This is a genomic window from Streptomyces sp. NPDC046931 (genome assembly GCF_040644655.1).
Classification (GTDB): Bacteria; Actinomycetota; Actinomycetes; order Streptomycetales; family Streptomycetaceae; genus Streptomyces.
This window is the reverse complement of sequence record NZ_JBEYWX010000016.1, coordinates 163,681-190,256: the sequence shown is the minus strand read 5'-3', so window position 1 is coordinate 190,256 and position 26,576 is coordinate 163,681. Positions and strand designations below refer to the sequence as shown.

The window sequence follows — 26,576 nt, the reverse complement described above, 5'->3', positions numbered from 1 at the left end:
GCGGGGGGCCGTACCCTCGGCGCCCCGCCCCCGGGCCCACCCCCCCGGCCGGCCGCCCGAAGCCCGAGGCTTCGGGCGGCCGCTTCTTCGTTCACCCGCCCGCCGCCAGGCTTGCGCCCTTCGGGTTCTCTTTCGCGAGATACCGGCCACACCCATGATGACCTGCTCAAACGCTTGTCATAGGGGTTCGTATGAGGCCCCGTCGACACCCGTTCGCCGCATTTCTGACGGACCGTCAGCGAGCGGCCACGGCCGAGTGGCCTTTTCCTCGGAAGGGCAGGGGCACGACCGACACAGCGGCACGCTGGGGATGTCGCGGGCCGTGCCCTGTCCAAGGAGCACACACGATGCGACGTACGGCCCGTCTGCTGACCGGTACCGCGCTCGCCCTCGGCGCCGCGGGGCTCGTCGCCGTGCCCGCGTACGCCGTTGACAGCGGCATCCTGGAGGTCTATCCCTCCGCCGTCGTCCCCGGCTCGCAGGTCACCGTCAACACGGCCGCGTGCGGCGCGGACGGCGCGGCGTCGGGCGACGCCAGCGCGGTCGGGGCCGGCGTGTTCGTCCTGGCGCCCGGCACGCACCATCAGGACGCGATCGGGCGCTTTCGGGTCCCGCCGGGCGCGCAGCCGGGAACGTACGAGATCGTCGCCCAGTGCTCCGGCGCCCGGCACACCACCGTGACCGGGGATCTGACGGTCACCCTCACCGCGGCCGGCAACCAGGCACAGCCGCGTGGAAGCGTGAAGACGGGGGTCGGCGGCGCACTGGGCCCCGACCCCGTGAAGAGCGCGGCAGGTGTGGCGGCTCTCGCCGTCGCCGCCGCGGGCGGTACCTGGCTCCTGCATCGCCGGCTCAGAGGCGACGGGATGTGACGGACACCCCGCACTGTCCGTCGGCCGGTACCGCCGTCCCCCATCCCCCTCCGGGTCCGACTGCCCCTCGCGGCCCGGAGGGGGTTCCAAAGGCCCCGGGCCCCGGTCCCGGAAGGAGCACCACGTGCGCAAGGTCGGCAGACCCGGCACGGTCGGCGACGTCGCCATAGCGACCCTCACGATGGCGGCCCTGTGCTCCGGAGTGTGGCTGCTGCGCGGCGCCGCCGAGACGCACGCACCGCCGCAGCCCTCGATCGCCCAGGCGGTCGCGGACACCGGCCCCGGGCGCTCCGTCGCGTCCGCGCTGCCGCCCTCGCCTCCCGACCGGATACGCATCCCCTCGATACGCGTGGACGCCCCGCTGATGGGACTCGGGCTGACACGGACCGGCAGCCTCGACGTCCCGCCCGCCCGCTACAAGAACCTCGCCGGCTGGTACGAGGCGGGCACCATGCCCGGCCAGACGGGCACCGCGATCGTGGCCGGGCACGTCGACAACACCGAGGGCCCGGCGGTCTTCTACGGCCTCGGCGCGGTGCGCAGGGGCGGCACGATCGAGGTCGACCGGCGCGACGGGTCGACGGCCGTCTTCACGGTCGACGCGGTCGAGGTGTACGCGGCGAGGGACTTCCCCGACCAGAAGGTCTACGGAGCGGCACCCCGCCCCGAACTGCGGGTGATCACCTGCGGCGGCGGCTACTCGAGCACGACGGGCTACCAGGGGAACGTGGTCGTCTTCGCGCATCTGACCGGCAGCCGGGGCCGCTGACCGCATCCTTCACGGACCGCCGCCGCGTTCAGGCCGCCCGCACCTCGTATGTCGCCAGCCGCACGGTCCCGTCGTCCAGACACTGCCCGGACACCAGGTCGAAACGCTGCTTGAGCAGCGGCGAGGCCACGAACGGCCGGCCCTCGTGGGTGCCGGTCAGACCGCGGGAGAGCACGGCGGCACCGCCGAACGGGTCGCGGTTGTCGATCCCGTACAGCCTGCCCGCCCGGTCCAGGAACAGGGCGACCTGGCGGCCGTCCGGCAGCAGCGCCGCCACCCCGCGGCCGGGTGTCATCCGCGCGAAGTCGCAGATGGTCAACCAGTCGTCGCCAAGACGCAGTTGGACGCTCAGGGCGGTCCTCTCGGGTGCCAGGGTCATCGCTGGGCACTTCCTTCCAGGGGTCGCGTGCCGATGGACAGCAGCGGCAGGTCGGGCTTGATCTGGTCGCGCTCCGAGACGAAGCCGACGACCGGGTCGGGGGTGTCGGGGGCGTTGACGAAGGACACGAAACGGGCCAGCTTCTCGGGGTCGTCGAGGGTCGCCGCCCACTCGTCGCGGTAGTTCGTCACGTGGTCGGCCATCAGCGACTCCAGCTCCTCGCCGATGCCGAGGGAGTCCTCCACCACCACCTCCCGGACGTGGTCCAGGCCGCCCGGGATCCGCTCCAGCCAGGTCGAGGTGCGCTCCAGGCGGTCGGCGGTGCGCATGTAGAACATCAGGAAACGGTCGACGAGGCGGATCAGTTCCGCGTCGGACAGGTCCTGCGCCAGCAGATCCCCATGGCGCGGGGTGGCGCCTCCGTTGCCGCCGACGTACAGGTTCCAGCCGTTGGAGGTGGCGATCACGCCGAAGTCCTTCGACTGGGCCTCCGCGCACTCGCGGGCACAACCCGACACCGCCGACTTCAGCTTGTGCGGGGACCTCAGCCCCCGGTAGCGCAGCTCCAGTTCGATCGCCATCCGGACGGAGTCCTGGACGCCGTAACGGCACCAGGTCTGCCCCACGCAGGACTTCACCGTGCGCAGGGCCTTGCCGTACGCGTGCCCGGACTCGAAGCCGGCGTCCACCAGCCGGGCCCAGATCAGCGGGAGCTGTTCGACGCGTGCGCCGAACATGTCGATCCGCTGGCCACCGGTGATCTTCGTGTAGAGGCCGAAGTCCCGGGCGATCTCGCCGATCACGATCAGGCCCTCGGGGGTGATCTCGCCGCCGGGGATGCGCGGGACGACCGAGTAGGAGCCGTTCTTCTGGAGGTTGGCGAGGAAGTGGTCGTTGCTGTCCTGGAGCGCGGCCTGCTCGCCGTCGAGGACGTGGCCGCTCGCGCCGATCGTCGGGGCGAGCGAGGCGATGATCGAGGCGATGGCCGGCTTGCAGATCTCGCAGCCGTCGCCGCCCCGGGCGCCGTCGCGGCCGTAGCGGTCGAGGAGGTCCTGGTATGTGTCGATGCGCAGCGCGAGGACGATCTCGTACAGCTCCTCACGTGTCTGCCCGAAGCAGCCGCAGAGGCCCTTGTCGACCTCGACGCCGGACGCCTCCAGCTCGGCGGTGACCAGCCGGCCGAGCACCTTCACGCAACTGCCGCAGCCGGTACCGGCCTTGGTGCACTTCTTCACCTCGGGCACGGTCGTGCAGGAGTGCTCCGTCACCGCGCCCCGGATCGTGCCCTTCGAGACGTTGAGGCAGGAGCAGATGATCGCCTCGTCCGGCAGCGCCGACGGGCCGAGCTGGGCGGACTCCCCGGAACCGGCCGGCAGGACCAGCGACTCGGGGGCGATCGGCGGGACGGATCCGGTGAAGGCGCGCAGGGTGCCGTACGCCTCCGCGTCGCCGACCAGGATGCCGCCGAGCAGTGTGCCGTCCCGGCCGATCACCAGCTTCTTGTACAGGCCCGCGCGGGCGTCCGAGTAGACGACGTCCAGGCAGTCCTCGGTGGTGCCGTGCGCATCACCGAAGGACGCCACGTCGACGCCGAGCAGCTTCAGCTTGGTGGAGAGGTCGGCGCCGGTGAAGGACGCCTCGTCGGCGGCGATCGTGGCCGCCGCGGTCTCCGCCTGCTCGTACCCGGGGGCCACCAGGCCGTACACCCGGCCGTCCGCCGCCAGCGCGCACTCGCCGATCGCGAACACATGCGGGTCGCTGACGGTGCGGCACTGCTCGTCGACGGTGATGCCACCGCGCTCGCCGACCGCCAGGCCCGCATCACGGGCCAGCTGGTCGCGGGGGCGGACGCCGGCGCTGAACACCACCATGTCGGTGGCGAGTTCGGAACCGTCGGACAGCTTCATGCCGGTGACCGAGCCGTCCTCGCCGGTCACGATCTCCTGGGTGCCCACGCCTGTGTGCACGGACAGGCCCATGTCCTCGATGGTGCGCAGCAGCGCGGCGCCGCCGCCGTCGTCGACCTGCACGGGCATCAGCCGGGGAGCGAACTCCACGATGTGGGTGTCGAGTCCGAGGCCCTTGAGGGCGCCCGCGGCTTCGAGCCCGAGGAGACCGCCGCCCACCACCGCACCGGTCGTCGCCTTCGACTTCGCGTACTCCTCGATCGCGAGCAGGTCCTCGATCGTGCGGTAGACGAAACAGCCCTCGGCGTCCCTCCGGGGAACCGGGGGCACGAACGGGTAGGAGCCGGTGGCCAGTACGAGGACGTCGTAGCCGACGGTCAGGCCCGAGCGTGAGGTGACCTTCCGCGTCTCGCGGTCGATCGTCTCCGCCGGGTCGCCGACATGCAGTTCGATGCCGTGTGCGGCGATGAACTCCATGTCGGTCACGGAGAGGTCCTCGGGCGTCCGGCCCGAGAAGTACGAGGTCAGCTGGACGCGGTCGTACGCCGGACGCGGCTCCTCGCACAGCACGACCACCCGGTGCGTGGCGGTCAGGCCGCGCTCGGCGAGCGCTTCGAGGAAGCGCTGGCCGACCATGCCGTGGCCGACGAGCACGATCGTGGTGCGGGGCCGGTCCCCAGCAAATGCGGTCGTGGACATCAGGAGCCTCCATCGGGGGTGGGCAGGTGCGGCTGCGAGGCGTCGAGGGGTACGGGCCGATCCGGGCGGGGGGCCTCCTGGGCCGCGCGGTCGGGCGGGGTGATCCGGGGGCGGACGGGGCGCTGCCCCGGGTGCGGGGCGGGCCTGTGGAGCCCACCGCGGCGGCCGGGCCCCTGCGGCTCGGTGCGGCTCCGCACGCCGGCGCGGCTCCGCACCCCCGTGGGTCCGGCGCCGACCGTGGCAGCACGCATGTCCGAGTCCGAAGTCATGCACCGCAGCGTGCGGCGCCGACGTTACCCGGCCGCATCACGTCTGTTTCCCGGGCGGAACGCTGCGCTCAGCGGGGGCTGGACGCTGGTGTGAGGGGCGGACGCCGGGGTACGGCACGGCGTCCGGGTACGACGAGAGGGCGGCATCCCCCGCACAGGGATGCCGCCCTCTCTGGATGGTCCGGAGCCGCCTTCGTGAGTCGGTGAGGGTCGGGTACCGACGACGGCTCCGGAGGTCTTGCGGTGTGCGTCAGCGGTGGTCGCTGCCCTCCGACTGCGAGGCCGCCCGGCCCGCCTCGAGGCGGGCGACCGGGATCCGGAACGGCGAGCAGGACACGTAGTCCAGTCCCACCTCGTGGAAGAAGTGCACCGACTCGGGGTCGCCGCCGTGCTCGCCGCATACACCGAGCTTCAGGTCGGGCCGGGTCTCCCGGCCCGCCTTCGCCGCGTCGAGGACCAGCTTGCCCACGCCGTCCTTGTCGATCGTCTCGAACGGCGAGACGCCGAAGATGCCCTTCTCCAGGTACGCCGTGAAGAAGCTCGCCTCCACGTCGTCCCGGCTGAAGCCCCACACCGTCTGGGTGAGGTCGTTGGTGCCGAAGGAGAAGAACTCGGCGGCCTCGGCGATCTGTCCGGCCGTCAGCGCGGCACGCGGCAGCTCGATCATCGTGCCGATCGCCAGCTTCAGCTGCGTCCCCGTGGCCTCCTCCACCTCGGCGATGACCCGGTCCGCCTCCTCACGCACGATCTCCAGCTCCTGGACCGTACCGACCAGCGGGATCATCACCTCGGCGCGCGGGTCGCCCTTGGCGGCCTTGCGCTCCGCGGCCGCCTCGGCGATCGCGCGTACCTGCATGGTGAACAGGCCCGGAATCACCAGTCCGAGGCGCACGCCCCGCAGGCCCAGCATCGGGTTCTGCTCGTGCAGACGGTGCACGGCCTGGAGCAGGCGCAGCTCGTTCTCGTGCGGCTCCTGGCGCGACTCCGCCAGCGCCACGCGCACCGACAGCTCGGTGATGTCGGGCAGGAACTCGTGCAGCGGCGGGTCGAGGAGGCGGATGGTGACCGGCAGGCCGTCCATCGCCTCGAACAGCTCCACGAAGTCCTGCTTCTGGAGGGGCAGAAGCTCCTTCAGGGAGTCCTCGCGCTCGACCTCGGTGTCCGCCAGGATCAGGCGCTCCACCAGCTCACGGCGGTCACCGAGGAACATGTGCTCGGTGCGGCACAGGCCGATGCCCTGGGCGCCGAAGCGCCGTGCGCGCAGCGCGTCCTCCGCGTTGTCCGCGTTCGCCCGCACCCGCAGCCGCCGCTTGCGGTCCGCGAACGCCATGATCCGGTGCACGGCCTCCACCAGCTCGTCGGCGTCGTCCGCGCCGGCGTGCATCCGGCCCTCGAAGTACTCGACGACCGGGGACGGAACGACCGGGACCTCACCGAGGTACACCTTGCCCGAGGAGCCGTCGATGGAGATCACGTCGCCCTCCTCGACGACGTGCCCGCCCGGCACCGTCATCCGGCGCCGCTTGGTGTCGACCTCCAGCTCCTCCGCGCCGCAGACACAGGTCTTGCCCATGCCGCGCGCGACCACGGCCGCGTGCGAGGTCTTGCCACCGCGGGAGGTGAGGATGCCCTCGGCCGCGATCATGCCGTCCAGGTCGTCGGGGTTGGTCTCGCGGCGGACCAGGATGACCTTCTCGCCGGAGCGCGACCACTTGACCGCCGTGTACGAGTCGAAGACCGCCTTGCCGACCGCCGCGCCCGGCGAGGCCGCGATGCCCCGGCCCACCTGCTCGACCTTCGCGCTCTCGTCGAACCGCGGGAACATCAGCTGCGCGAGCTGCGCGCCGGTGACGCGCTGGAGCGCCTCGGCCTCGTCGATCAGGCCCTGGTCCACCAGCTGCGTGGCGATGCGGAAGGCCGCGCCCGCGGTGCGCTTGCCGACGCGGGTCTGGAGCATCCACAGCCGGCCGCGCTCGATGGTGAACTCGATGTCGCAGAGATCCTTGTAGTGGTTCTCCAGGGTCTCCATGATCTGCATCAGCTGGTCGTACGACTTCTTGTCGATCCGCTCCAGCTCGGCGAGCGGGACCGTGTTGCGGATGCCCGCCACCACGTCCTCGCCCTGCGCGTTCTGGAGGTAGTCGCCGTACACGCCCTGGTGGCCGGAGGCGGGGTCGCGGGTGAAGGCGACGCCCGTGCCGGAGTCGGGGCCCAGGTTGCCGAAGACCATCGAGCAGACGTTCACGGCCGTGCCGAGGTCGTGCGGGATGCGCTCCTGACGGCGGTAGAGCTTGGCGCGGTCGCCGTTCCAGGAGTCGAAGACCGCCTTGATGGCGAGGTCCATCTGCTCGCGCGGGTCCTGTGGGAAGTCGCGCCCGGCCTCGGTCTTGACGATCTTCTTGTACCTGGTGACCAGCTTCTTCAGGTCGGCCGCGTCCAGCTGGGTGTCGTCGGTGACCTTCTTGGTCTCCTTGGCCTTCTCCAGCGCGTCCTCGAAGAGCTCGCCGTCGACGCCGAGGACCGTCTTGCCGAACATCTGGATGAGCCGGCGGTAGGAGTCCCAGGCGAAGCGGTCGTCGCCGGCCTGCTGGGCCAGACCCTGCACGGACTTGTCGGAGAGACCGATGTTCAGGACGGTGTCCATCATGCCGGGCATGGAGAACTTGGCGCCGGAACGGACCGAGACCAGCAGCGGGTTGTCGGCCTGGCCGAGCTTCTTGCCCATCCGCTCCTCGAGGGCGGCGAGGTGCGCACTCACCTCGTCACGCAGTGCCGCGGGCTCCTCGCCACTGTCCAGGTAGACCTTGCAGGCTTCGGTGGTGATGGTGAAGCCCGGAGGAACGGGCAGACCGAGGTTGGTCATTTCGGCGAGGTTCGCACCCTTACCGCCGAGGAGGTCCTTGAGGTCCTTGTTGCCCTCGGTGAAGTCGTAAACGAACTTCACGCCCTCCACGCCGTTTTCAGTTACGTGGGGATCTTTGTTTTCCGACACGGTCTCGACTCCTCGAGGACGCGATGGCTGCCCTGACGGCGAGGAACATACCCAGATCAAAGGAGCCTGGGTACGTCCACTTGCGCGTCATGCGCCTGTAACCACTCGTCCGCCACTGGATCGAAAGTCAAAGCTTCGCAAGCGCTGACACGGGGATGTTTTCACTTCTTGAAGACACAAGGGGCCTCAGGCCGGTTTGATCGCTCAGACGAGCGGCTTACGGCACGTCTGATTTCGATCGATGAACGATCAAAGGGTGGCACTCAGTGCCACCCTTTGAGAAGTGCAGCCGCGCATGATCCGCTCATCTGAGCGCAACCTCTATCAAGGGTGGCGAGAATCACGCTATGCGAGGAGGTCCGATTTCACCACGCGGACGTGGATACGGACGGAAACGCGACGGCACGGCCCGGGACCCCGAACCGCCTCGCGAACCGGCAGAGCACGTCACACCCCGAGGGCGAGCAGCCGTGCCTCCACCCGGTCCGGCGCGTAGAGGTGCTCGACGACCAGGGCACCCGCCCCGACCAGCCCCGCCCGCTCCCCGAGCCGGGAGGTCACCACGTCCAGGTGCGCGGTGGAACGCGGCAATGCCCGCTGGTACAGCAGTTCCCGCACGCCTGTCAGGAACGGAGTTCCCGCCAGATCCCCGGCGATCATCAGCACGCCGGGGTTCAGCAGGGTCACGACCGTCGCGAGGACGTCCCCGATCCGCCGTCCGGCCTCCCGGGCGAGCGCGGCGGCCTCCGGGTGCCCCGCGGTCAGCAGGTCCCGCACGTCCGAGCCGGAGGCGGCCGGCACCCCCGCCTCGGCGAGTCGGCGCGCGACGGCGCCTCCGCTGGCGACGGCGGCGAGGCAGCCGTAGGAACCGCACCGGCACAGCGCGTCCGCGCCCGCGGGGACCCGGATGTGCCCGATGTCCCCGGCGCCACCGTCCACACCGCGGTAGACACGGCCGTCGACGACAACCCCCGCGCCTATGCCGGTGGACACCTTGACCAGCACGAACGCCGAGCAGTCCGGGTACCCGGTGCGCTGTTCGCCGTACGCCATCAGGTTCGCGTCGTTGTCCACGAGCACGGGCACGTCCGCGGCGCCGTGCGCGTGCTCGGCGAAGGCGCGGCCCAGGCGCCCCCTGATGTCGAACCCGTCCCAGCCGGGCATGATCGGCGGCTGCACGACCCGCCCGGTGTCGCTGTCCACAGGCCCGGGGACGGCGAGCCCGATCCCGCAGACCTCGTGCGCCCGGTGACCCGCCTTCTCCATCAACCGGCCGAACCAGCGGCCCAGTTCCCCGAGGACGGCGTCCGGGCCCTCCTCCACGACCAGGACCCCGGCGTGCTCGGCCAGGATCTCGCCGGCCAGCGACAGGACGGCGGCGCGGGCGTGCCGGGTGTCCAGGTCGGCGGCGAGCACCACGGCATGGGCGTCGTCGAACTCCAGGGTGATCGAAGGGCGCCCGCCGAGCGGGGAGTCGACCGGCCCGCCCGCTCCCTCGCGCAGCCAGCCGGCCCGGAAGAGACGGTCCAGGCGATGACCCACCGTGGCCCGGGACAGGCCCGTGGCCTGCTGGAGGGCACCCCGGGTCGTGGCACGGCCACTGCGCACCAACTCGAGCAGATCTCCGGCGCTGGCCTGACTGCCCGGCTTTCCGGCCCTTCCACTCATGCGGACCCCCTTGCGTTCACCAACTCTGCCTTACATAGTGAGTTTTGCGTGTTAAATAGACGTAACCCTACGGTAGCTACTACCGAACCCCTCGACAGGACGTCTTCCGGGGAGACCTGAGTGGACCGCTCGACCCAACTCGCCGCCCGTCGTACGGAACCCGCCGGTTCCGGGCGCACCCCCGGCACGCCCTCGACGTCCGGTCCGCACCGCCTCCCCCGATCCGGGCCTCCTGTATACGATCCCGCCGGACACTCGGGGACGCTGCACCGCAGGGCCGCGCAGGTGCTCGAGGACAACTGGACGGGAACCTCCACGGTGCCCTCGCGCGGCCTGTACCCGCACCAGTGGTCCTGGGACTCGGCGTTCATCGCGATCGGCCTGCGCCATCTGTCCCCGCTGAGGGCGCAGACGGAACTGGAGACGCTGCTCGACGCCCAGTGGGCGGACGGGCGCATCCCGCACATCGTCTTCAATCCCTCCGTACCGCACGACGCGTACTTCCCGAGCCCCGACTTCTGGCGCTCCTCGACCGCGGGGCGTGCTGCGGGCGCCCCGCGCACCGTACAGACCTCGGGCATCGTGCAGCCACCGGTGCACGCGCTGGCGGCCTGGCTGGTGCACCGAGCCGACCCGGTGCTCTCCAGGGCCCGCGGGTTCCTGCCCCGCGTCTACCCGCGGCTCGCCGCCTGGCACCGCTATCTGCTGCACCGCCGGGACCTGGGCGGCGGCGGGCTCGTCTCGGTGGTGCACCCCTGGGAACAGGGCATGGACAACAGCCCCGCCTGGGACGCGCCGCTGTCCCGGATCAACCCGGCCCCGGCCCGCTCCTTCCGCCGTGCCGACCTGGACCACGGCGCACCCGAGGACCGGCCGACGGATCTGGACTACGGGCGGTACGTGCGGCTGGCGACGGACTACCGGGACGGCGGATACGCCGACGGCGCAGACGAGAGGGTGGCCCGCACGGCCTCGGCTGAGGGCGGTGGCGGGAGACGGGTGGGCGAGTTCGCGGTGGAGGACCCGGCCTTCAACGCGCTGCTGATCTTGTCGGAGCACGCGTTGGCATGGACGGCACGGGAGTTGGGCGCGACGGGCACCGCCCGCCACGCCCGCGCTCAGCGCCTGACGACGGCCCTCGTCGACCGTCTCTGGGACCCGGCCGAGGAGATGTTCTTCTGCCGGGACCTGCGGGGCGGGACAGCAACGGGAGGAAGCGGTGCTCTCGCATCGAAGCGGCGCTCTCCCGCCGGCGCCCTCGTCCCCGAGCGCAGTGTCTCCGGGCTCGTTCCGTTGCTCCTGCCCACGCTCCCCCGTGACATCGCGGCGGCGCTCGTGCGCACGCTGTCCGGGCCGCACTTCGGACTGGGCGGCGTCACCCGGCTGGTGCCGAGCTACGACCTGCTCGGTGAGGCGTTCGACCCGCACCGGTACTGGCGCGGCCCGGCCTGGTTCAACACCGGCTGGCTGCTGGAGCGCGGCCTGAGGACACACAGGGAGCATGCGGCGGCCGACGCCCTGCGCGAGGCCCTGCTGGAGACGGCGGACACCTCGGACTTCGCCGAGTACGTCGACCCGTACACGGGCGAGGCGTGCGGCACGCAGGGCTTCGGCTGGACCGCCGCGCTCACCCTCGATCTGCTGCACAACCCCCCACGCCCACAGGTGGACCCGAATAAAGGGGAATCCCTTACCGAGCACGGCGTATCCACCACGGGCACCGGCACGTTCGACAGAAGTGACAAGGGAGGGGACCGGGGATGACGAACCGGCATCATCTGCTCGTGCACGGCGGCACGTTCGCCGCCGTGGGTGACGGCGGCGACATCAGCGGCGTGCGGGGCGGCAACTCCCCGGCCGGGTTATTCGTGCGGGACGCACGGCATCTGAGCCGGTGGCAGCTCACCGTCGACGGTGCCGTGCCCGAGACGCTCTCGCCCGTCGCCGACGGGGACACGGCACGCTGCATCCTCGTACCACGCGGGGGCCGGCAGGAACCGCCCGCGCACACCTTCTTCCGTGAACAGGCCGTCGTGGACGGCGTGTTCGTGGAGTCGCTGCGAATCACCAGCAACCGCCCGGTGCCGACCACGGTCCGGGTGGCGGTGACCGCGGACGCCGACTTCACCGACCAGTTCGAGCTGCGCTCCGACCACCGTACGTACGCCAAGTCCGGCGCCGTACGCTCCCGTGACATCCTCGACGACGGCGTGGAGTTCGGTTACCGGCGCGGCGAGTGGCGGTCCAGTACCACCGTCACGGCCGAGCCCGCACCGGATGCGGTGGAGGAGACCGGCACGGGCGCCCGCCGCCTGGTCTGGACCCTGGAGCTTCAGCCGCACGGCTCGGCGGAGCTGCTGCTGCGGGTCGCCGCCCGCCCGCACGGGATCACGCAGGATCCGGCGGTCCCCGCATCCCCTGCCGCCGCGGGCGAGCGACTGCTCGCGCTGGAAGACGAGTTCATGGAGGGCGTGGCGTTCCCCACCGGCTGGCCGGAGCTGGCCACGGCGTGTGCGCGGGGCCTGTCCGACCTGGCCTCGCTCCAGGTGCCGGCGACCGGCCCCGACGGCGAGGACCTGCTCGTCCCCGCCGCGGGCGCGCCCTGGTTCCTCGCGCTGCTGGGCCGCGACGCGCTTCTCACCTCCCTCTTCGCGCTGCCCTACCTCCCCCGGCTGGCCGCGGCCACCCTGCCCGCGCTCGCGGCGACGCAGGCGATCGAGGTCAGCACGCGTTCGGTGGCCCAGCCGGGGAAGATCGTGCACGAGGTACGGCACGGTGAGCTGGCGCACTTCGGGCAGGTGCCGTACGGGCGTTACTACGGCTCGGTCGACGCGACCCCTCTGTTCCTGGTGCTGCTGGGGGCGTATGTCGAGCAGACCGGCGACCTGACGCCGGCCCGCCGTCTGGAGACCCACGCCCGGGCGGCGGTCGGCTGGATGCTGGACCACGGCGGGCTCACCTCCCGCGGCTACCTCGTCTACCGCGCCGACCAGGGCGGCCTCGCCAACCAGAACTGGAAGGACTCCCCCGGCGCGATCTGCTCCGCCGACGGCAGCCGTCCGCACGGGCCGGTGATGGCGGCGGGGGCGCAAGGCTACGCGTACGACGCGCTGCGCCGCACCGCGCAGCTGGCGCGCACGGTGTGGGACGACGAGGTGTACGCGGCGCTCCTCGAACAGGCGGCCGGGGACCTGCGGGACCGCTTCCAGCGCGACTTCTGGATGGAGGAGCACGCCTTCCCCGCGCTCGCGCTGGACGGCGAGGGCCGCCAGGTGAACGCGCTAGCGTCGGACGCGGGGCATCTGCTGTGGTCGGGCCTGCTGGACAAGGAGTACGGCGAACTGGTCGGCCGGCGCCTCCTGGAGCCGGACTTCTTCTCCGGCTGGGGCGTGCGCACACTGGCCGCGGGCCAGGCGGCGTACCACCCGTTGTCGTACCACCGCGGCTCGGTCTGGCCGCACGACAACGCGCTGATCACGCTGGGCCTGGCGCGCTACGGGCTGCACGACGAGGCCCGTACGGTGGCGCACGCGCTGGTGGAGGCGGCGACGGCGACGGGCCACCGGCTGCCGGAGGTGCTCGCGGGCTACGGCCGCGACACGCATCCGGAGCCGGTGCCGTATCCGCATGCCTGCACCCGGGAGTCCCGCTCGGCAGCGACACCGCTCGCGTTGCTCACCGCGGTCGGAGGCGCCTAGACGGGGCCGGTGCACTCGGTCCGGGCCGGTTGACCTCAGGTTTGCCGGGTGTTTGCCGGGCGCTGGGGCGGTCGGCTTGAACGTATGCCCGGGGCTGCCCGTACGGGATGACGGCGGGTCCAGCCTCCCCAGCGTGGCCCGCCCCTCCACCACGGGCTTCGCATGGAAGGACCCTCGGGTTGCCTCTCAACACACGCCAACGACAGAAGACGGACAAGGCTGGGGCGGTCACCGACGGGGTCCTGCCAGCGGAGGAGGAACGGCCGGAGGCAGAGGGCATACCGGCCGCCCCGGTGCCGGCGTCGGAGGAGCAGTCGGCGAAGGAACAGCCTGCGGGGGAACAGCCTGCGGAGCAACCGTCGTCGGGGGACCGGGCCGCGGAGAAGCAGCCGACGGAAGAGCAGCCGGCGGAGAAACAGCCGGCAGAGAAACAGCCGGCGGAAGAGCAGCCGCCGGAGAAACAGCCGGCAGAGAAACAGCCGGCGGAAGAGCAGCCGCCGGAGAAACAGCCGGCGGAGAAACAGCCGGCGGAAGAGCAGCCGCCGGAGAAACAGCCGGCAGAGAAACAGCCGGCGGAAGAGCAGCCGGCGAAGGAACCGTCTGCGGAGACACCGAGGCGCCCGCCCACGGACGAGCCGGACACACCCGCACCCGAGCAGACCGACACGTCGGCACCCTCGGCTCCCGGCGAGCCGGCCGCGGACACCTCCGCCGAGGAGTCCACCCCTGCCGGGACCGTCCCTGTCCCGGCCCCCGCCCGCTCCGGGTGGAGGCGGCGGCTGCGGGCCTGGCAGGACGGTCATCCCCTGGCCGCGAGTGTCATCGGGATAACCGTCACCGTGCTCGCCGGCCTGCTCGTCGTCGTCTCGTTCGTGATGCCCAACCGGCCGGAGAACATCCGGATCGCCGAGTTCATCCGGCTCCCGGTGGAGGCGCTCATCGGCGCCGTCGTGCTGACCGCGCTGCCCCGGCGGCCCCGGCTGATCGCGGCCTGGCTCGGCGGCGTCGTGCTCGGCGTGCTGACCGTGCTCAACCTGCTGGACATCGGCTTCCACCAGTACCTCGGCCGCGGCTTCAACGTCATCCTCGACTGGCCGCTCTTCAGCGACGCCTACTCCTATCTCCAGGACACGCTGGGCGGCACGGGCGCCCTGGGCGTGCTGCTCGCGGCCCTCGCCATCCCCGTCGTCATCCTCGGCGTCACGGCGCTCGCCGTCGTCCGGCTCAGCAATCTGATGGCCCGGCACCGTGCCACCACCACCCGTACCGTCCTGGTCCTGAGCATGGTGTGGATGACCTGCCAGGCCCTCAGCCTCCAGGTGGGCGGCGTGCCGCTGGCCGCCGAGCACACGGTCACGATGCTCCAGTACCGCTCCGACGGTATCCGGGCGACCGTCCGCGACGAGCGGGAGTTCTCCAGGACCGCGAAGGTCGACGCCTTCGGCAACACCCCGGGCTCCCAGCTCGTGCCCGATCTGCGCGGCAAGGACATGATCTTCACGTTCATCGAGAGCTACGGCCGCAGCGCCGTCGAGGACCCGATCATGGCGCCCGGCGTCGACAGGACGCTCGACGCCAGCACCCAGGCCCTGGCGAAGGCCGGCTTCCACGCCAAGAGCGGCTGGCTGACCTCGGCGACGTACGGCGGCAGCAGCTGGCTCGGCCACTCCACGTTCATGTCGGGCTTGTGGGTCAACAACCAGCACCGCTACCGCACGGTCAGCGCGAGCGACCACCTCACCCTCACCGAGGCGTTCAAGAAGACCGGCGCCTGGGACACGGTCGGCGTGATGCCGGGTGTGCAGAAGGGCTGGCCGGAGGCGAAGTGGTACGGCCTCGACAAGGTCTACAACGCCTTCCAACTGGGCTACAAGGGACCGAAGTTCAGCTGGTCGACCATGCCGGACCAGTACGCGCTGGAGCAGTTCCAGAAGCGGGTGCACGGCAAGAAGCACGACAAGCCGCTGGCGTCGTTCGTCATCCTGACCTCCAGCCACCAGCCCTGGGCGCCGATCCCGAAGATGGTCGGCTGGGACCAGCTGGGCAACGGCTCGATCTTCGACGGCATCCAGAAGGCGGGCAACGACCCGGCGGACATCATCGCCGACTCCACCCGCTCGAAGGAGGAGTACGGCAAGACCGTCCAGTACTCGGTGACCGCCCTGACCCAGTGGCTCGAGCGCTACGGCAACGACAACACGGTCCTGGTCTTCCTCGGCGACCACCAGCCGATCTCCCGGGTCAGCGGCAACCACGCAAGTCGTGATGTGCCGTGCGCGATCGTCGCGAAGGACCCGAAGGTGTTCGACAAGATCGCCGACTGGGGCTGGTCGGACGGCCTGCGGCCCGCGCACAACGCGCCGGTGTGGAAGATGAGCGCCTTCCGCGACCGCTTCCTGACGGCATACGGCTCCACCCCGCACCCGTCGAAGGGCTGACCCGGCTCCCGGGGCCTCGACCCTCCGGCTCCCGGGCCCGGGCGCTGCCTCCCCGCCGCCCGGGCCCGGAGACACACCTCGGCGCCCCGGCGCCGCCTCGCCGGGGGCGGGCACGCGCCCCCGGCCTGCGGACCGGAACTCTTCCACGCCCCACGGCAATCCCCGCCCGGTGCAGGAGGCGCGCCCTCGCCTGCGTCAGGACGCACGCTCGTCGGCGACGGGCCCCCTCCCGTGCTCGTACTCGGGCCGAGTGCGCGTGTCCGGGCCGAGTGCTCCCGGTTCAGCCCCCGGACGTGTCCAGTTCCGCGTCCTCGCCGATGCCCGCGCAGTCGTACGGGTCCTTCAGCCAGCCGTCCGGCAGCACCACCCGGTTGTTGCCGGACGTCCGGCCGCGCGGCCCGTCGGCGCCGGCCGGCCAGGGCTGGTCGAGGTCCAGTTCGTCGAGGCCGGTCCGCAGCTCCTTCAGCGAGGAGGTGACCGCGAGCCGCTTGCGCATCTCCGAGCCGACGGAGAAGCCCTTCAGATACCAGGCCACGTGCTTGCGGAAGTCGATGACTCCGCGCGACTCGTCGCCGATCCACTCGCCGAGCAGGGTGGCGTGCCGGACCATGACGTCGGCGACCTCACGCAGGGCCGGCTGTGCGAGATCTCCCTTCCGTCCCTCGAACGCCGCCACCAGGTCCGCGAACAGCCACGGACGCCCCAAACAGCCGCGGCCGACCACGACGCCGTCGCAGCCCGTCTCGCGCACCATGCGCAGCGCGTCCTCGGCCGACCAGATGTCGCCGTTGCCGAGCACGGGGATCTCCGGCACATGCTCCTTCAGCCGCGCGATCGCGTCCCAGTCCGCGGTGCCGCCGTAGTGCTGGGCGGTGGTGCGGCCGTGCAGGGCGATGGCTGTGACACCCTCCTCGACGGCGATCCGGCCGGCGTCGAGATAGGTGAGGTGGTCGTCGTCGATGCCCTTGCGCATCTTCATCGTGACCGGCAGGTCACCCGCTCCGCTCACGGCCTCACTCAGAATCGCCCGCAACAGGTTCCGCTTGTACGGGAGCGCCGACCCGCCGCCCTTGCGGGTCACCTTCGGCACCGGGCAGCCGAAGTTCAGGTCGATGTGGTCGGCCAGGTCCTCCTCCGCGATCATGCGGACGGCCTTGCCGACGGTCGCCGGGTCGACGCCGTACAGCTGGATCGAGCGTGGCTGCTCGCTCGCGTCGAACTTGATCAGCTGCATGGTCTTGTCGTTGCGCTCGACCAGCGCCCGGGTCGTGATCATCTCGCTCACGAACAGGCCCTTGCCGCCGCTGAACTCCCGGCACAGCGTGCGGAAGGGGGCGTTGGTGATCCCGGCCATGGGTGCGAGCACGACGGGCGGCCGTACGGCGTGCGGACCGATCTGCAACGCCGCGTTCGTCGGGGTCGTCGTGGGCGTGGGCGTGGGCGTCGGCATTCCCCCATTGTCACGCACGCCACGGGGTACTCGGCACCGGTCCGCCGATGACCTTGTATCGGTCATTAGTTAACCGCACTATCGAAATCGGCTACGATGGGTCGCATGCCCGAGCTCAGCCACCGCCGACGTCTGCTGGTGCTCGCGATCTGCTGTATGAGCCTGCTGATCGTGAGCCTCGACATCACCGCCCTGAACGTCGCACTGCCGTCGATGCAGCGTGGGCTCCACGCGACGACGTCGGGGCTCCAGTGGACCATCGACGCCTACACGTTGGTGCTGGCCTCGCTGCTGATGCTCGCGGGCTCCACGGCCGACCGGATCGGCCGCAAGCGGGTCTTCATGGCGGGTCTCGTCGTCTTCAGCGGCGGCTCGCTGCTGTGCTCCCTCGCCCCGAGCCTGGAACTGCTGGTCGTGTTCCGCATGGTGCAGGCGGTGGGCGGCTCGATGCTCAACCCGGTCGCCATGTCGATCATCACCAACACCTTCACCGACGCCAGGGAGCGGGCCCGCGCGATCGGCGCCTGGGGTGCCGTGGTCGGCATATCGATGGCCGCGGGCCCGCTGGTCGGCGGGCTGCTGGTGGAGTCGGTGGGCTGGCGCTCGATCTTCTGGGTCAACCTGCCGGTGGGCTTCGCCGCGCTCCTGCTCACCCTGCGCTTCGTCCCCGAGTCCCGGGCACCCAAGGCCCGCCGCCCCGACCCGGTCGGCCAGCTGCTGGTGATCGCCCTGTTCGGCTCCCTGACGTACGCGATCATCGAGGCCCCGGACGCGGGCCTCGGCAGGGTCCTGCCCTTCGCGGTCCTCGCGTTCGTGGCCCTGGCCGGCCTGCTGTGGTACGAGCCCCGGCGCACCGAACCCCTGATCGACCTGCGCTTCTTCCACTCGGCGCCGTTCAGCGGGGCCACCGTGATCGCGATCAGCGCGTTCGCGGCCCTGGGCGGCTTCCTCTTCCTGTCCACCCTGTACCTGCAGAACGTGCGCGGCCTGGACGCGCTGCGCGCGGGCCTGTGGATGCTCCCGATGGCGGCGCCGACGTTCCTGTGCGCCCCCCTGTCCGGCCGCCTGGTCGGCAGCCGCGGCCCGCGTCTGCCGCTGCTGATCGCGGGCTGCGCGATGACCGCGAGCGCCGTGCTGTTCGCCGCGTTCGAGGCGGAGACGTCCAACGCCACGCTGCTCGTCGGCTACGTCCTGTTCGGAATCGGCTTCGGCTTCGTCAACGCCCCCATCACCAACACCGCCGTCTCCGGCATGCCGCGCGCGCAGGCCGGTGTCGCGGCCGCCATCGCCTCCACCAGCCGCCAGCTCGGCCAGACCCTAGGCGTCGCGGTGGTCGGCGCGGTGCTGGTCTCGGGCGTGGGCTCCGGGCCGTACAAGGACACCTTCGTCTCGGCCGCCCGCCCCGCCTGGTGGATCCTCACCGTGTGCGGTCTCGCGGTGCTGTCCCTGGGCGCGCTCACCTCGGGCCGGTGGGCCAGGAGGACGGCCGAGCGCACGGCCGAGCTGCTGCAGGAGCGAGAGATACGGGACGCGGCGGGCGTGGGCGCATAGCAAGGCGCCCCATCAGGGGCGCGGAGCCGCACCGCCTCCGCCCCGCGGCCGCCCACGACGGACGCGCGGCCCGTACTAGACGGCCGCCCGCGTTCCCTCGCGATCCGCGTCCCGTTGCCGTTCCTGTTCCCGCTCCTGTTCCCGTTGCTGTTCCCGCTCCCGCTCCCGCTCCAACGCGACCGCAAGCAACCGCTCCAGCCCCGCACGGGACCCCGCGTCGGCCGGCGCGTACGTCACCATCCGCGGCCCGTTGTGGGGCTTCAGCCACAGATCCGTGTGGTCCAGCGTCAGCAGACCCACGTGGGCGTTGCGGAACTGCTTGCGCTTGCTGCGGGCGCCGACCACCTCGTGCCGCTCCCACGCCTGACGGAACTCGGCGGACTCGGCCGACAGCCGTTTGAGCAGCATCTTCCAGGCGGGTTCGCCGAGGTGGCCGGCCATGGCGGCACGGAACTTCGCGGCCATCACCCGCATGCTCTCCTCGAGCAGGACGATCGACGCCTGCCAGTCGGGGTCGGTGTAGCAGAGCAGCATGCAGTTGCGGTCGGCCGGCGGGACGGCGTCGAGGTCGCACAGCAGAAGCCCGTATGTGCGGTTGTAGGCGAGGATGTCGTACCGGCTGTTCTGGATACAGGCCGGAATCGGCTCCAGCTGCTCCAGCAGGGCACGCTGGGCCTCGGTGACGGGCGAGCAGTGCGCGCCGGGCGCGGGGTCGACGGCCCCGGCCAGGTTGAACAGGTGCTCACGCTCGCTCGCGTCGAGCAGCAGCGCACGGGCGAGGGCGTCGAGGACCTGGACGGAGACCTGGATGTCCCGGGCCTGTTCCAGCCAGGTGTACCAGGTGACGCCGACCGCGGAGAGCTGGGCGACCTCCTCGCGGCGCAGCCCCGGCGTGCGGCGGCGCCGGCCGCGGGGCAGCCCGACCTGCTCGGGGGTGAGGTGCTCGCGGCGATGGCGCAGGAACGCCGCCAGTTCATGCCGCCGGATCTCGGACGCGGGCGTCGCGCGTGCCTCCTGCCCGGTCGTCTCCCGCGCCGTCGCCGTGTACTGCACCATGGTCGCCATGCCCCCAGCCTGCCGCCCCCCGGACCCTGTTGCCAGGTAGTGCTTGTACCAGGATAAAGAGACTCTGGTACCACCCTGAGGGTCGGCGCAAGCTCGATGCCGTGACCGAGACTCTCTCTTCCCGTACCGTCCGTTCCCCGTTGGCGACACCATCGCTGGGCGGACTCGGACTGTTCACGGTGCTGCTGGGCGCGGCACTGCCTCTGATCGACTTCTTCATCGTCAACGTCGCCCTCCCCACGATCGGCGGGGACCTGCACGCGGGCGAGCCCGTCCTCGAACTCGTCGTCTCCGGGTACGGGCTGTCGTACGCCGTCCTGCTCGTCCTCGGCGGCAGACTTGGCGACCTCTTCGGCCGGCGCGAGTTCTTCCTCGGCGGCATGGCGGCCTTCGGGATCACCTCGCTGGCATGCGGGCTCGCCCCGAACGCCTGGACCCTGGTCGTGGCGCGCGCCGCCCAGGGCGCGGCGGCCGCGGCGATGCTGCCGCAGGTGCTGGCCACCATCCAGGCGGCGACCAGCGGGCAGCGCCGCGCCAGGGCCATGGGCCTGTACGGCGCTACGGCCGGGCTCTCCATGGTGGCCGGGCAGATCCTCGGCGGAGTGCTGGTGGCCGCGGACATCGCGGGCACCGGCTGGCGCTCGGTGTTCCTCGTCAACGTCCCGGTCGTGGCCGTCGGCCTGGTCCTGGCCGCGCGGGCGGTGCCCGAGACCCGCTCGCGGCACCCCGAGCCGGTGGACGGCCCCGGCACCGTGCTGCTCGCGGCGTCACTGCTGACGCTGCTCGCCCCGCTCACCGAGGGCCGTGCGACGGGCTGGCCGCTGTGGACCTGGCTCTCGCTGGCCGCGTTTCCGTTCGCGGCGTGGGCGTTCCACGCGGTGGAGCGCAGGGCGGACCGGCAGGGCCGTACGCCGCTGGTGCCGCCGAGTCTGCTCGCGCTCACCTCGCTGCGGCGCGGGCTGGTCATGCTGGTGCCCTTCTCGATCGGCTTCAGCGGCTTCATGTTCGTGATCGCGGTGGCGTTGCAGCGGGGGGCCGGGCTCGGTCCGGTCCCGGCGGGTCTCGCGCTCACGCCGATGGCGCTGGCGTTCTTCGTGGTGTCGCTGTGCGGGCCGCGGCTGGTGGGCCGCTTCGGCACTCGCGTGGTGACGGCCGGCGGGCTGATCCAGGCGGTCGGCGTTGCGCTGATGGCGCTCACCGCCTGGCGTTCCTGGCCCGATCTGGGCGTGCTGGAGCTGCTGCCGGGCGCGGCGGTGGCCGGTGCCGGCCAGGCGCTCCAGCTCCCGATCCTGCTGCGGATCACCCTGTCCGAGGTGCCGCCGGCCCGGGCGGGCGTGGGCAGCGGTCTGGTGATCACCACTCAGCAGTCGGCACTGGCGCTGGGCGTGGCGACGCTCGGCTCCCTTTTCCTCTCCCTGGTGCCCGGCTCGGGCATGCGGGGCGCGCTGGTGACCACGCTCCTGGTGCAGCTGGCCGGGATCGCCCTGACGGTGGCCCTGAGCCTGCGGCTGCCGCGCACGATCGGCTAGGGCCAAAGCCTCCGTTGCGCCACCGTCGATCTTCCGTTTGCTGCACACTCCTTGCTGCGCGAGCGGACGGGTACTCCCTGGAGGCGTCATGCTGCAGATCAACGTGAGCAAGGTCAGTCGCTGGGACCAGCACGGGCGCGAACACGTGGTGCTGGTGCGGCGGACCGGGGTGCAGCGCACGATCAGCTGCGACACATGCGGCTGGCGCAGGAACGCACAGTTCCTGCCATGGCTGAAGGCGGAGGAACATCTCGCGGAGGCCCACCAGGCGACCGTGGACCCAAGGTAGAACTGCTCGTATGACGACGGCACTTGACTGGAAACTCGTCGTCGACACGGACGACGCCCCCGCCCTCGCGCACTTCTGGGCGGCGGCGCTGGGATACGCGGTCGAGGACAACAGCGCACTGATCGAACGCCTGTTGACGGCCGGTGCGCTGCCGGAGGCGGCGGTCGCTGAGCACAACGGCACCCGCGTCTTCCAAGGCTTCGCCTCGATCCGGCATCCCGAGGACCCCTACGACGAGGAGACGGGCATCGGCCGGGGCCGCCGCATCCTGTTCCAGGACGTCCCCGAGCCCAAGAGCACCAAGAACCGCCTGCACCTGGACGTGCACGCGGGACCGGAGGCCCGGGAGGCGACGGTGGCGCGTCTGGAGTCGCTGGGCGCCACCCGCGTCGAGGAAGTGGACAAGGGCCCGGCCGGCCACTGGTGGGTCATGCGGGACCCGGAGGGCAACGAGTTCTGCGTGGCCTGACCTGGCCGCATAGCGGCACCAGGCGGGCGCGGCGCCGGCACCACCGCCGGGATCTCCCGCTGCAGCACGGTGAGTGCCCCGGCCGAGCGGGGCGATCCGGCAACGGCTCGTCGGTGTCTCCCGGGGGGCGCTAGGCGCCGGAACGGCCCGCCGCCCGTAGCCCGCGCAGCAGAAGATCCACCACCGCCTCGAACTCCGCCTCGATCCCGGGCCGCCGCCACTCCCCCGCGTAGGCGGGGTCGTGGAACCGTCCCGTCGCGTGGAAGACCGCCCGGGCCGTGACCGCCGGGTCGAGGGCCGGGGTGAACGCGCCGCGGGCGGCGCCATCCCGGAGGATCTCCGTGAGCTGGGCGGTGAGGTCCTCGATGTGCTGGTCCACCACACGGCTGTTCTCCCCGGTCAGCACGGTGAAGGTGGCGAACAGTTCCGGGTCGTCGCCCGCCTTGTGCCGCTTGGCGTCGAACAGGGCCGACAGCCAGTCGCGCAACCGCGCCTCCGGGTCGCGGTCCTGCTCGACGATCGCGGACAGAGCGCCGGATGCGCGGTCCAGCCACCGCTGGGTGACCGCCTCGCGCAGCGCCGCCTTCGTACGGAAGTGGCGGTACACGCTGCCATGGCTGACGCCGAGCGCACGGGCCACGTCCACCACGGTGGCCTTGGCCGGGCCGTGGCGGCGCAGCACCTCCTCGGTCGCTTCGAGGATGCGCTCGGCGGTCAGGGTCTCGGTGGTCGGTGACATGACTCAGACGGTACCCGGCGGCACGGTCAGTGCTCGCTGTCGAGGTGCGCCATCTGCATCGCGGGGTAACGGTCGCCGGCCGCCGCGTCCGCCGGCACGGCCGCCTCGACGGCCGCCAGATCCCCTTCGTCCAGGGTCACGTCGAGGGCACCGAGCGCCTCGGACAGCCGCTCCCGGGTGCGGGCGCCGACCAGCGGAACGATGTCCTCACCGCGCGAGAGCACCCAGGCGATCGCGAGCTGCGCCACGCTCACGCCCTTCTGCTCGGAGATCCTGCGCAGCGCGTCGACCAGGCCGAGGTTGTGGTCGAGGTTCTCCCCCTGGAAGCGGGGCGAGAAGGAGCGGAAGTCGTTCGCGGCCAGCTGCCGGTCGCGGGTGAAGTGGCCGGAGATCAGACCGCGGGAGAGCACCCCGTACGCCGTGATGCCGATGCCCAGTTCGCGGGTGGTGGGCAGGATGCGGTCCTCGATACCGCGCGAGATCAGCGAGTACTCGATCTGGAGGTCCGCGATGGGGGCGGTGGCGGCGGCCCGGCGGATGGTCTCGGCGCCGACCTCGCTGAGGCCGATGTGGCGGACGTACCCCTTCTCGACGAGTTCGGCGATCGCGCCGACCGTCTCCTCGATCGGGACGTCGGGGTCGAGGCGGGCGATGCGGTAGACGTCGATGTGGTCGACGCCGAGGCGCTGAAGCGAGTACGCGGCGAAGTTCTTCACGGCGGCAGGGCGGCCGTCGTACCCGGTCCAGCCCCCGTCGGGGCCGCGGAGGGCACCGAACTTGACGCTCACCAGCGCCTGTTCGCGGCGTGCGGCGGGCGCGGCGCGCAGGGCCTCGCCGATCAGCATCTCGTTGTGGCCCATGGCGTAGAAGTCGCCGGTGTCGAGCAGGGTCACGCCTGCCTCGAGAGCGGCGTGGATGGTGGCGATGGACTCGGCCCGGTCCGCGTCGCCGTAGAGGGCGGACATGCCCATGCAGCCGAGGCCGAGGGCGGAGACACGGGGGCCGGTGGTTGCGAGCTGACGGGTGCGCATGACGACTCCTGGGTTCTCGGTGAGCGTGGTCGGAATGCCCTCAGCATGGCATGACAGCTGACAGATTTCAATATCTGTCAGCTGTCATCTGTCATTCGCCGAAGGGGTGGCGAGCAGCCCCTTCAATCTGGTCCAGACCTATTGACGAGAGGTCTGGACCAGAGCACTGTCATCACTGACATCGCTGTCATGCCCACGGCACCTCACCGACCCCACCGGGAGGCCCGCATGCTCCGTCAACGCCTACGCCTGCTCGCCGCCGCCCTGACCGCGGCCGTCCTCGCCCCCCTCTCCGTCGCCGCCGCCCCCGCCGCGTCCGCGGCCGGCACCTGCGCCGTGAAGTCCCGCCCGTCCGGCAAGGTTCTCCAGGGCTACTGGGAGAACTGGGACGGCTCCTCGAACGGGGTGCACCCGCCCTTCGGCTGGACCCCGATCACCGACTCCCGTATCGCGGCACACGGCTACAACGTGATCAACGCGGCCTTCCCGGTCATCCGCTCCGACGGCACCGCGCTGTGGGAGGACGGCATGGACGCGGGGGTGAAGGTGGCGACCCCGGAGGAGATGTGCGCGGCGAAGGCGGCGGGACGCACGATCCTGCTGTCCATCGGCGGGGCGACGGCGGGCATCGACCTCGGCTCGACGGCCGTCGCGGACAGGTTCGTCGCCACGATCGTCCCCATCCTGAAGCAGTACAACTTCGACGGCATCGACATCGACATCGAGACGGGCCTCGTCGGCAGCGGGAACATCGGCCGGCTCTCCACGTCCCAGGCCAATCTGATCCGCGTCATCGACGGAGTGCTGGCCCGCATGCCGTCGAACTTCGGCCTGACGATGGCCCCGGAGACGGCCTATGTCACCGGCGGGAGCGTCACCTACGGCTCGATCTGGGGCGCCTATCTGCCGATCATCAAGAAGTACGCGGACAACGGCCGGCTGTGGTGGCTGAACATGCAGTACTACAACGGCAGCATGTACGGCTGCTCCGGCGACTCGTACGCGGCGGGCACCGTGACGGGCTTCGTCGCCCAGACGGACTGCCTGAACAAGGGCCTGACCGTCCAGGGCACGACTATCAAGGTGCCGTACGGCAAGCAGGTCCCGGGCCTGCCGGCCCAGCCGGGCGCCGGCGGCGGCCATATGTCACCGTCCCTGGTCTCCCAGGCGTGGAAGCACTACGGAACGAGCCTGAAGGGCCTGATGACCTGGTCGATCAACTGGGACGGCGCGAAGAACTGGACGTTCGGCGACAACGTCAGGGCACTCGAGGGCCGCTGAGCGACGAGCCGAACGGAAAACGCCGGGCGAGCTGGATCGATCCAGCTCGCCCGGCGTTCGCTGAGCTCGGGCGGCGACTAGCAGCCCAGGAGGCGGCCCGCGAGGTAGCCCTCGATCTGGTCCAGCGACACGCGCTCCTGCTTCATCGAGTCACGCTCACGCACCGTCACCGCGTTGTCCTCGAGCGTGTCGAAGTCGACCGTCACGCAGTACGGCGTGCCGATCTCGTCCTGGCGGCGGTAGCGGCGGCCGATGGCACCCGCGTCGTCGAACTCGATGTTCCAGTGCTTGCGCAGCGCCTGGGCGAGCCCCTTGGCCTTCGGGGACAGCTCCGGGTTGCGGGACAGCGGCAGGACCGCGACCTTCACCGGTGCCAGGCGGTGGTCCAGGCGCAGCACCGTGCGCTTCTCCATCTTGCCCTTGGCGTTGGGGGCCTCGTCCTCGACGTAGGCGTCCAGCAGGAACGCCAGCATCGTGCGGCCGACACCCGCCGCGGGCTCGATCACGTACGGGGTCCAGCGCTCGCCGGCCTCCTGGTCGAAGTACGACAGGTCCTGGCCCGACGCCTTCGAGTGCGCGCCCAGGTCGTAGTCCGTGCGGTTGGCGACACCCTCCAGCTCGCCCCACTCGTTGCCGCCGAACTGGAAGCGGTACTCGATGTCGGCGGTGCGCTTGGAGTAGTGGGAGAGCTTCTCCCTCGGGTGCTCGTACCAGCGCATGTTCTCTTCACGCAGGCCGAGGCCCGTGTACCAGTTCCAGCGCTCCTGCATCCAGTACTCGTGCCACTTCTCGTCCTCGCCCGGCTTGACGAAGAACTCCATCTCCATCTGCTCGAACTCGCGAGTGCGGAAGATGAAGTTGCCCGGCGTGATCTCGTTGCGGAACGACTTGCCCATCTGCGCGATACCGAACGGCGGCTTGCGGCGCGAGGTCTGCTGGACCTGGGCGAAGTTGGTGAAGATGCCCTGCGCGGTCTCGGGGCGCAGGTAGGCGATCGAGCCGCTGTCCTGCGTCGGACCGAGGTGGGTGGAGAGCAGACCCGAGAACTGCTTGGGCTCGGTGAACATGCCCTTGTTGCCGCAGTTCGGGCAGTTGATGTCCGCGAGACCGTTCTCCGGCAGACGGCCGTGCTTGGCCTCGTAAGCCTCCTCCAGGTGGTCGGCGCGGAAGCGCTTGTGACAGGAGGTGCACTCGGTGAGCGGGTCGGTGAAGGTGGCGACGTGACCGGAGGCCACCCAGACCTCGGTCGCCAGGATCACCGACGAGTCGATACCGACGACGTCCTCGCGGGACGTGACCATGTAGCGCCACCACTGGCGCTTGATGTTCTCCTTGAGCTCGACACCCAGCGGTCCGTAGTCCCAGGCGGCGCGCTGACCGCCGTAGATCTCGCTGCACGGGAATACGAAGCCACGGCGCTTGCTCAGGCTGACGATGGTGTCGATCTTGTCGGCGGCCACGGTGCTCTCTTCATTACGACG

The 26,576-nt window shown here is 71.1% G+C and carries 19 protein-coding genes; 10 read left to right on the top strand and 9 right to left on the bottom strand.

What is annotated here, in order from left to right; genetic code table 11:
- Window positions 1-347 precede the first annotated feature (347 nt).
- Together ABZ876_RS26155 and ABZ876_RS26150 are read left to right on the top strand one after the other, a co-directional pair.
- The gene (locus ABZ876_RS26155) at window positions 348-872 is read left to right on the top strand and encodes a hypothetical protein (protein ID WP_361785886.1); all 525 of its coding nucleotides are present in this window, start codon (window positions 348-350) and stop codon (window positions 870-872) included.
- Between the two features lie 181 nt (window positions 873-1,053).
- Window positions 1,054-1,641, top strand: coding sequence for a class F sortase (locus ABZ876_RS26150; protein ID WP_361785901.1), 588 nt, complete (start codon window positions 1,054-1,056; stop codon window positions 1,639-1,641).
- A gap of 28 nt (window positions 1,642-1,669) precedes the next feature.
- Here the strand turns inward: ABZ876_RS26150 and nirD are convergent, their stop codons facing one another.
- From nirD to ABZ876_RS26130, 4 genes are all read right to left on the bottom strand, one after another.
- Entirely contained in the window at window positions 1,670-2,020 is a 351-nt protein-coding gene (gene nirD, locus ABZ876_RS26145) for a nitrite reductase small subunit NirD (protein ID WP_361785883.1), read from the bottom strand.
- Window positions 2,017-4,626 (bottom strand): nitrite reductase large subunit NirB, encoded by a 2,610-nt coding sequence (nirB, locus tag ABZ876_RS26140; RefSeq protein WP_361785880.1) that lies wholly within the window; start codon window positions 4,624-4,626, stop codon window positions 2,017-2,019. Before nirB ends, nirD begins: the two co-directional genes overlap by 4 nt.
- A 519-nt stretch (window positions 4,627-5,145) precedes the next feature.
- Window positions 5,146-7,839 (bottom strand): pyruvate, phosphate dikinase, encoded by a 2,694-nt coding sequence (ppdK, locus tag ABZ876_RS26135; protein WP_361785877.1) that lies wholly within the window; start codon window positions 7,837-7,839, stop codon window positions 5,146-5,148.
- Window positions 7,840-8,334: 495 nt separating this feature from the next.
- Window positions 8,335-9,555, bottom strand: coding sequence for an ROK family protein (locus ABZ876_RS26130; RefSeq protein WP_361785874.1), 1,221 nt, complete (start codon window positions 9,553-9,555; stop codon window positions 8,335-8,337).
- A gap of 120 nt (window positions 9,556-9,675) precedes the next feature.
- Between ABZ876_RS26130 and ABZ876_RS26125 the strand changes: the two genes are divergently transcribed.
- From ABZ876_RS26125 to ABZ876_RS26115, 3 genes are all read left to right on the top strand, one after another.
- Window positions 9,676-11,319, top strand: coding sequence for a hypothetical protein (locus tag ABZ876_RS26125; protein WP_361785871.1), 1,644 nt, complete (start codon window positions 9,676-9,678; stop codon window positions 11,317-11,319).
- Entirely contained in the window at window positions 11,316-13,253 is a 1,938-nt protein-coding gene (locus ABZ876_RS26120; protein ID WP_361785868.1) for a glycogen debranching N-terminal domain-containing protein, read from the top strand. The genes ABZ876_RS26125 and ABZ876_RS26120 overlap by 4 nt, the downstream gene beginning before the upstream one ends.
- A 779-nt stretch (window positions 13,254-14,032) precedes the next feature.
- Window positions 14,033-15,691 (top strand): sulfatase-like hydrolase/transferase, encoded by a 1,659-nt coding sequence (locus tag ABZ876_RS26115; RefSeq protein WP_361785898.1) that lies wholly within the window; start codon window positions 14,033-14,035, stop codon window positions 15,689-15,691.
- A gap of 280 nt (window positions 15,692-15,971) precedes the next feature.
- Here the strand turns inward: ABZ876_RS26115 and dusB are convergent, their stop codons facing one another.
- Window positions 15,972-17,141 (bottom strand): tRNA dihydrouridine synthase DusB, encoded by a 1,170-nt coding sequence (dusB, locus tag ABZ876_RS26110; protein ID WP_361785865.1) that lies wholly within the window; start codon window positions 17,139-17,141, stop codon window positions 15,972-15,974.
- Window positions 17,142-17,246: 105 nt separating this feature from the next.
- Between dusB and ABZ876_RS26105 the strand changes: the two genes are divergently transcribed.
- A complete protein-coding gene (locus ABZ876_RS26105; RefSeq protein WP_361785862.1) occupies window positions 17,247-18,692 on the top strand; it encodes an MFS transporter in 1,446 nt (481 codons plus the stop codon).
- A gap of 75 nt (window positions 18,693-18,767) precedes the next feature.
- Here the strand turns inward: ABZ876_RS26105 and ABZ876_RS26100 are convergent, their stop codons facing one another.
- Entirely contained in the window at window positions 18,768-19,757 is a 990-nt protein-coding gene (locus tag ABZ876_RS26100; RefSeq protein WP_361785860.1) for a helix-turn-helix domain-containing protein, read from the bottom strand.
- Between the two features lie 101 nt (window positions 19,758-19,858).
- Between ABZ876_RS26100 and ABZ876_RS26095 the strand changes: the two genes are divergently transcribed.
- From ABZ876_RS26095 to ABZ876_RS26085, 3 genes are all read left to right on the top strand, one after another.
- On the top strand, window positions 19,859-21,286 hold the full coding sequence (locus tag ABZ876_RS26095; protein ID WP_361785857.1) for an MFS transporter: 1,428 nt from the start codon (window positions 19,859-19,861) through the stop codon (window positions 21,284-21,286).
- Window positions 21,287-21,374: 88 nt separating this feature from the next.
- Window positions 21,375-21,575 (top strand): hypothetical protein, encoded by a 201-nt coding sequence (locus ABZ876_RS26090; RefSeq protein ID WP_361785854.1) that lies wholly within the window; start codon window positions 21,375-21,377, stop codon window positions 21,573-21,575.
- Window positions 21,576-21,585: 10 nt separating this feature from the next.
- Entirely contained in the window at window positions 21,586-22,044 is a 459-nt protein-coding gene (locus tag ABZ876_RS26085) for a VOC family protein (protein WP_361785851.1), read from the top strand.
- A 130-nt stretch (window positions 22,045-22,174) separates the two neighbouring features.
- Here the strand turns inward: ABZ876_RS26085 and ABZ876_RS26080 are convergent, their stop codons facing one another.
- Both ABZ876_RS26080 and ABZ876_RS26075 read right to left on the bottom strand, forming a co-directional pair.
- Window positions 22,175-22,783 carry a TetR family transcriptional regulator gene (locus tag ABZ876_RS26080; protein ID WP_361785848.1) on the bottom strand — a complete coding sequence of 203 codons (609 nt, stop codon included), beginning with the start codon at window positions 22,781-22,783 and terminating at the stop codon, window positions 22,175-22,177.
- Window positions 22,784-22,809: 26 nt separating this feature from the next.
- Window positions 22,810-23,814: an aldo/keto reductase gene (locus ABZ876_RS26075; protein WP_361785845.1), complete on the bottom strand. Its 1,005-nt coding sequence runs from the start codon at window positions 23,812-23,814 to the stop codon at window positions 22,810-22,812.
- Between the two features lie 228 nt (window positions 23,815-24,042).
- Here ABZ876_RS26075 and ABZ876_RS26070 point away from each other — a divergent pair, with 228 nt between their 5' ends.
- The gene (locus tag ABZ876_RS26070; protein WP_361785843.1) at window positions 24,043-25,095 is read left to right on the top strand and encodes a chitinase; all 1,053 of its coding nucleotides are present in this window, start codon (window positions 24,043-24,045) and stop codon (window positions 25,093-25,095) included.
- A gap of 77 nt (window positions 25,096-25,172) precedes the next feature.
- Here the strand turns inward: ABZ876_RS26070 and ABZ876_RS26065 are convergent, their stop codons facing one another.
- Entirely contained in the window at window positions 25,173-26,555 is a 1,383-nt protein-coding gene (locus ABZ876_RS26065; RefSeq protein ID WP_361785840.1) for a glycine--tRNA ligase, read from the bottom strand.
- Between the last annotated feature and the right edge of the window lie 21 nt (window positions 26,556-26,576).

What these genes read in the sequence shown, in the direction of transcription:
- ABZ876_RS26150 (WP_361785901.1), top strand. Translation starts at nt 1,054, where the DNA reads ATGGCGGCCCTGTGCTCCGGAGTGTGGCTGCTGCGCGGCGCCGCCGAG.
- ABZ876_RS26130 (WP_361785874.1), bottom strand. Translation starts at nt 9,555, where the DNA reads ATGAGTGGAAGGGCCGGAAAGCCGGGCAGTCAGGCCAGCGCCGGAGAT.
- ABZ876_RS26080 (WP_361785848.1), bottom strand. Translation starts at nt 22,783, where the DNA reads ATGTCACCGACCACCGAGACCCTGACCGCCGAGCGCATCCTCGAAGCG.
- ABZ876_RS26155 (WP_361785886.1), top strand. Translation starts at nt 348, where the DNA reads ATGCGACGTACGGCCCGTCTGCTGACCGGTACCGCGCTCGCCCTCGGC.
- ABZ876_RS26100 (WP_361785860.1), bottom strand. Translation starts at nt 19,757, where the DNA reads ATGGCGACCATGGTGCAGTACACGGCGACGGCGCGGGAGACGACCGGG.
- ABZ876_RS26120 (WP_361785868.1), top strand. Translation starts at nt 11,316, where the DNA reads ATGACGAACCGGCATCATCTGCTCGTGCACGGCGGCACGTTCGCCGCC.
- ABZ876_RS26070 (WP_361785843.1), top strand. Translation starts at nt 24,043, where the DNA reads ATGCTCCGTCAACGCCTACGCCTGCTCGCCGCCGCCCTGACCGCGGCC.
- dusB (WP_361785865.1), bottom strand. Translation starts at nt 17,141, where the DNA reads ATGCCGACGCCCACGCCCACGCCCACGACGACCCCGACGAACGCGGCG.
- ABZ876_RS26075 (WP_361785845.1), bottom strand. Translation starts at nt 23,814, where the DNA reads ATGCGCACCCGTCAGCTCGCAACCACCGGCCCCCGTGTCTCCGCCCTC.
- ABZ876_RS26105 (WP_361785862.1), top strand. Translation starts at nt 17,247, where the DNA reads ATGCCCGAGCTCAGCCACCGCCGACGTCTGCTGGTGCTCGCGATCTGC.
- ABZ876_RS26090 (WP_361785854.1), top strand. Translation starts at nt 21,375, where the DNA reads ATGCTGCAGATCAACGTGAGCAAGGTCAGTCGCTGGGACCAGCACGGG.
- ABZ876_RS26085 (WP_361785851.1), top strand. Translation starts at nt 21,586, where the DNA reads ATGACGACGGCACTTGACTGGAAACTCGTCGTCGACACGGACGACGCC.
- nirB (WP_361785880.1), bottom strand. Translation starts at nt 4,626, where the DNA reads ATGTCCACGACCGCATTTGCTGGGGACCGGCCCCGCACCACGATCGTG.
- nirD (WP_361785883.1), bottom strand. Translation starts at nt 2,020, where the DNA reads ATGACCCTGGCACCCGAGAGGACCGCCCTGAGCGTCCAACTGCGTCTT.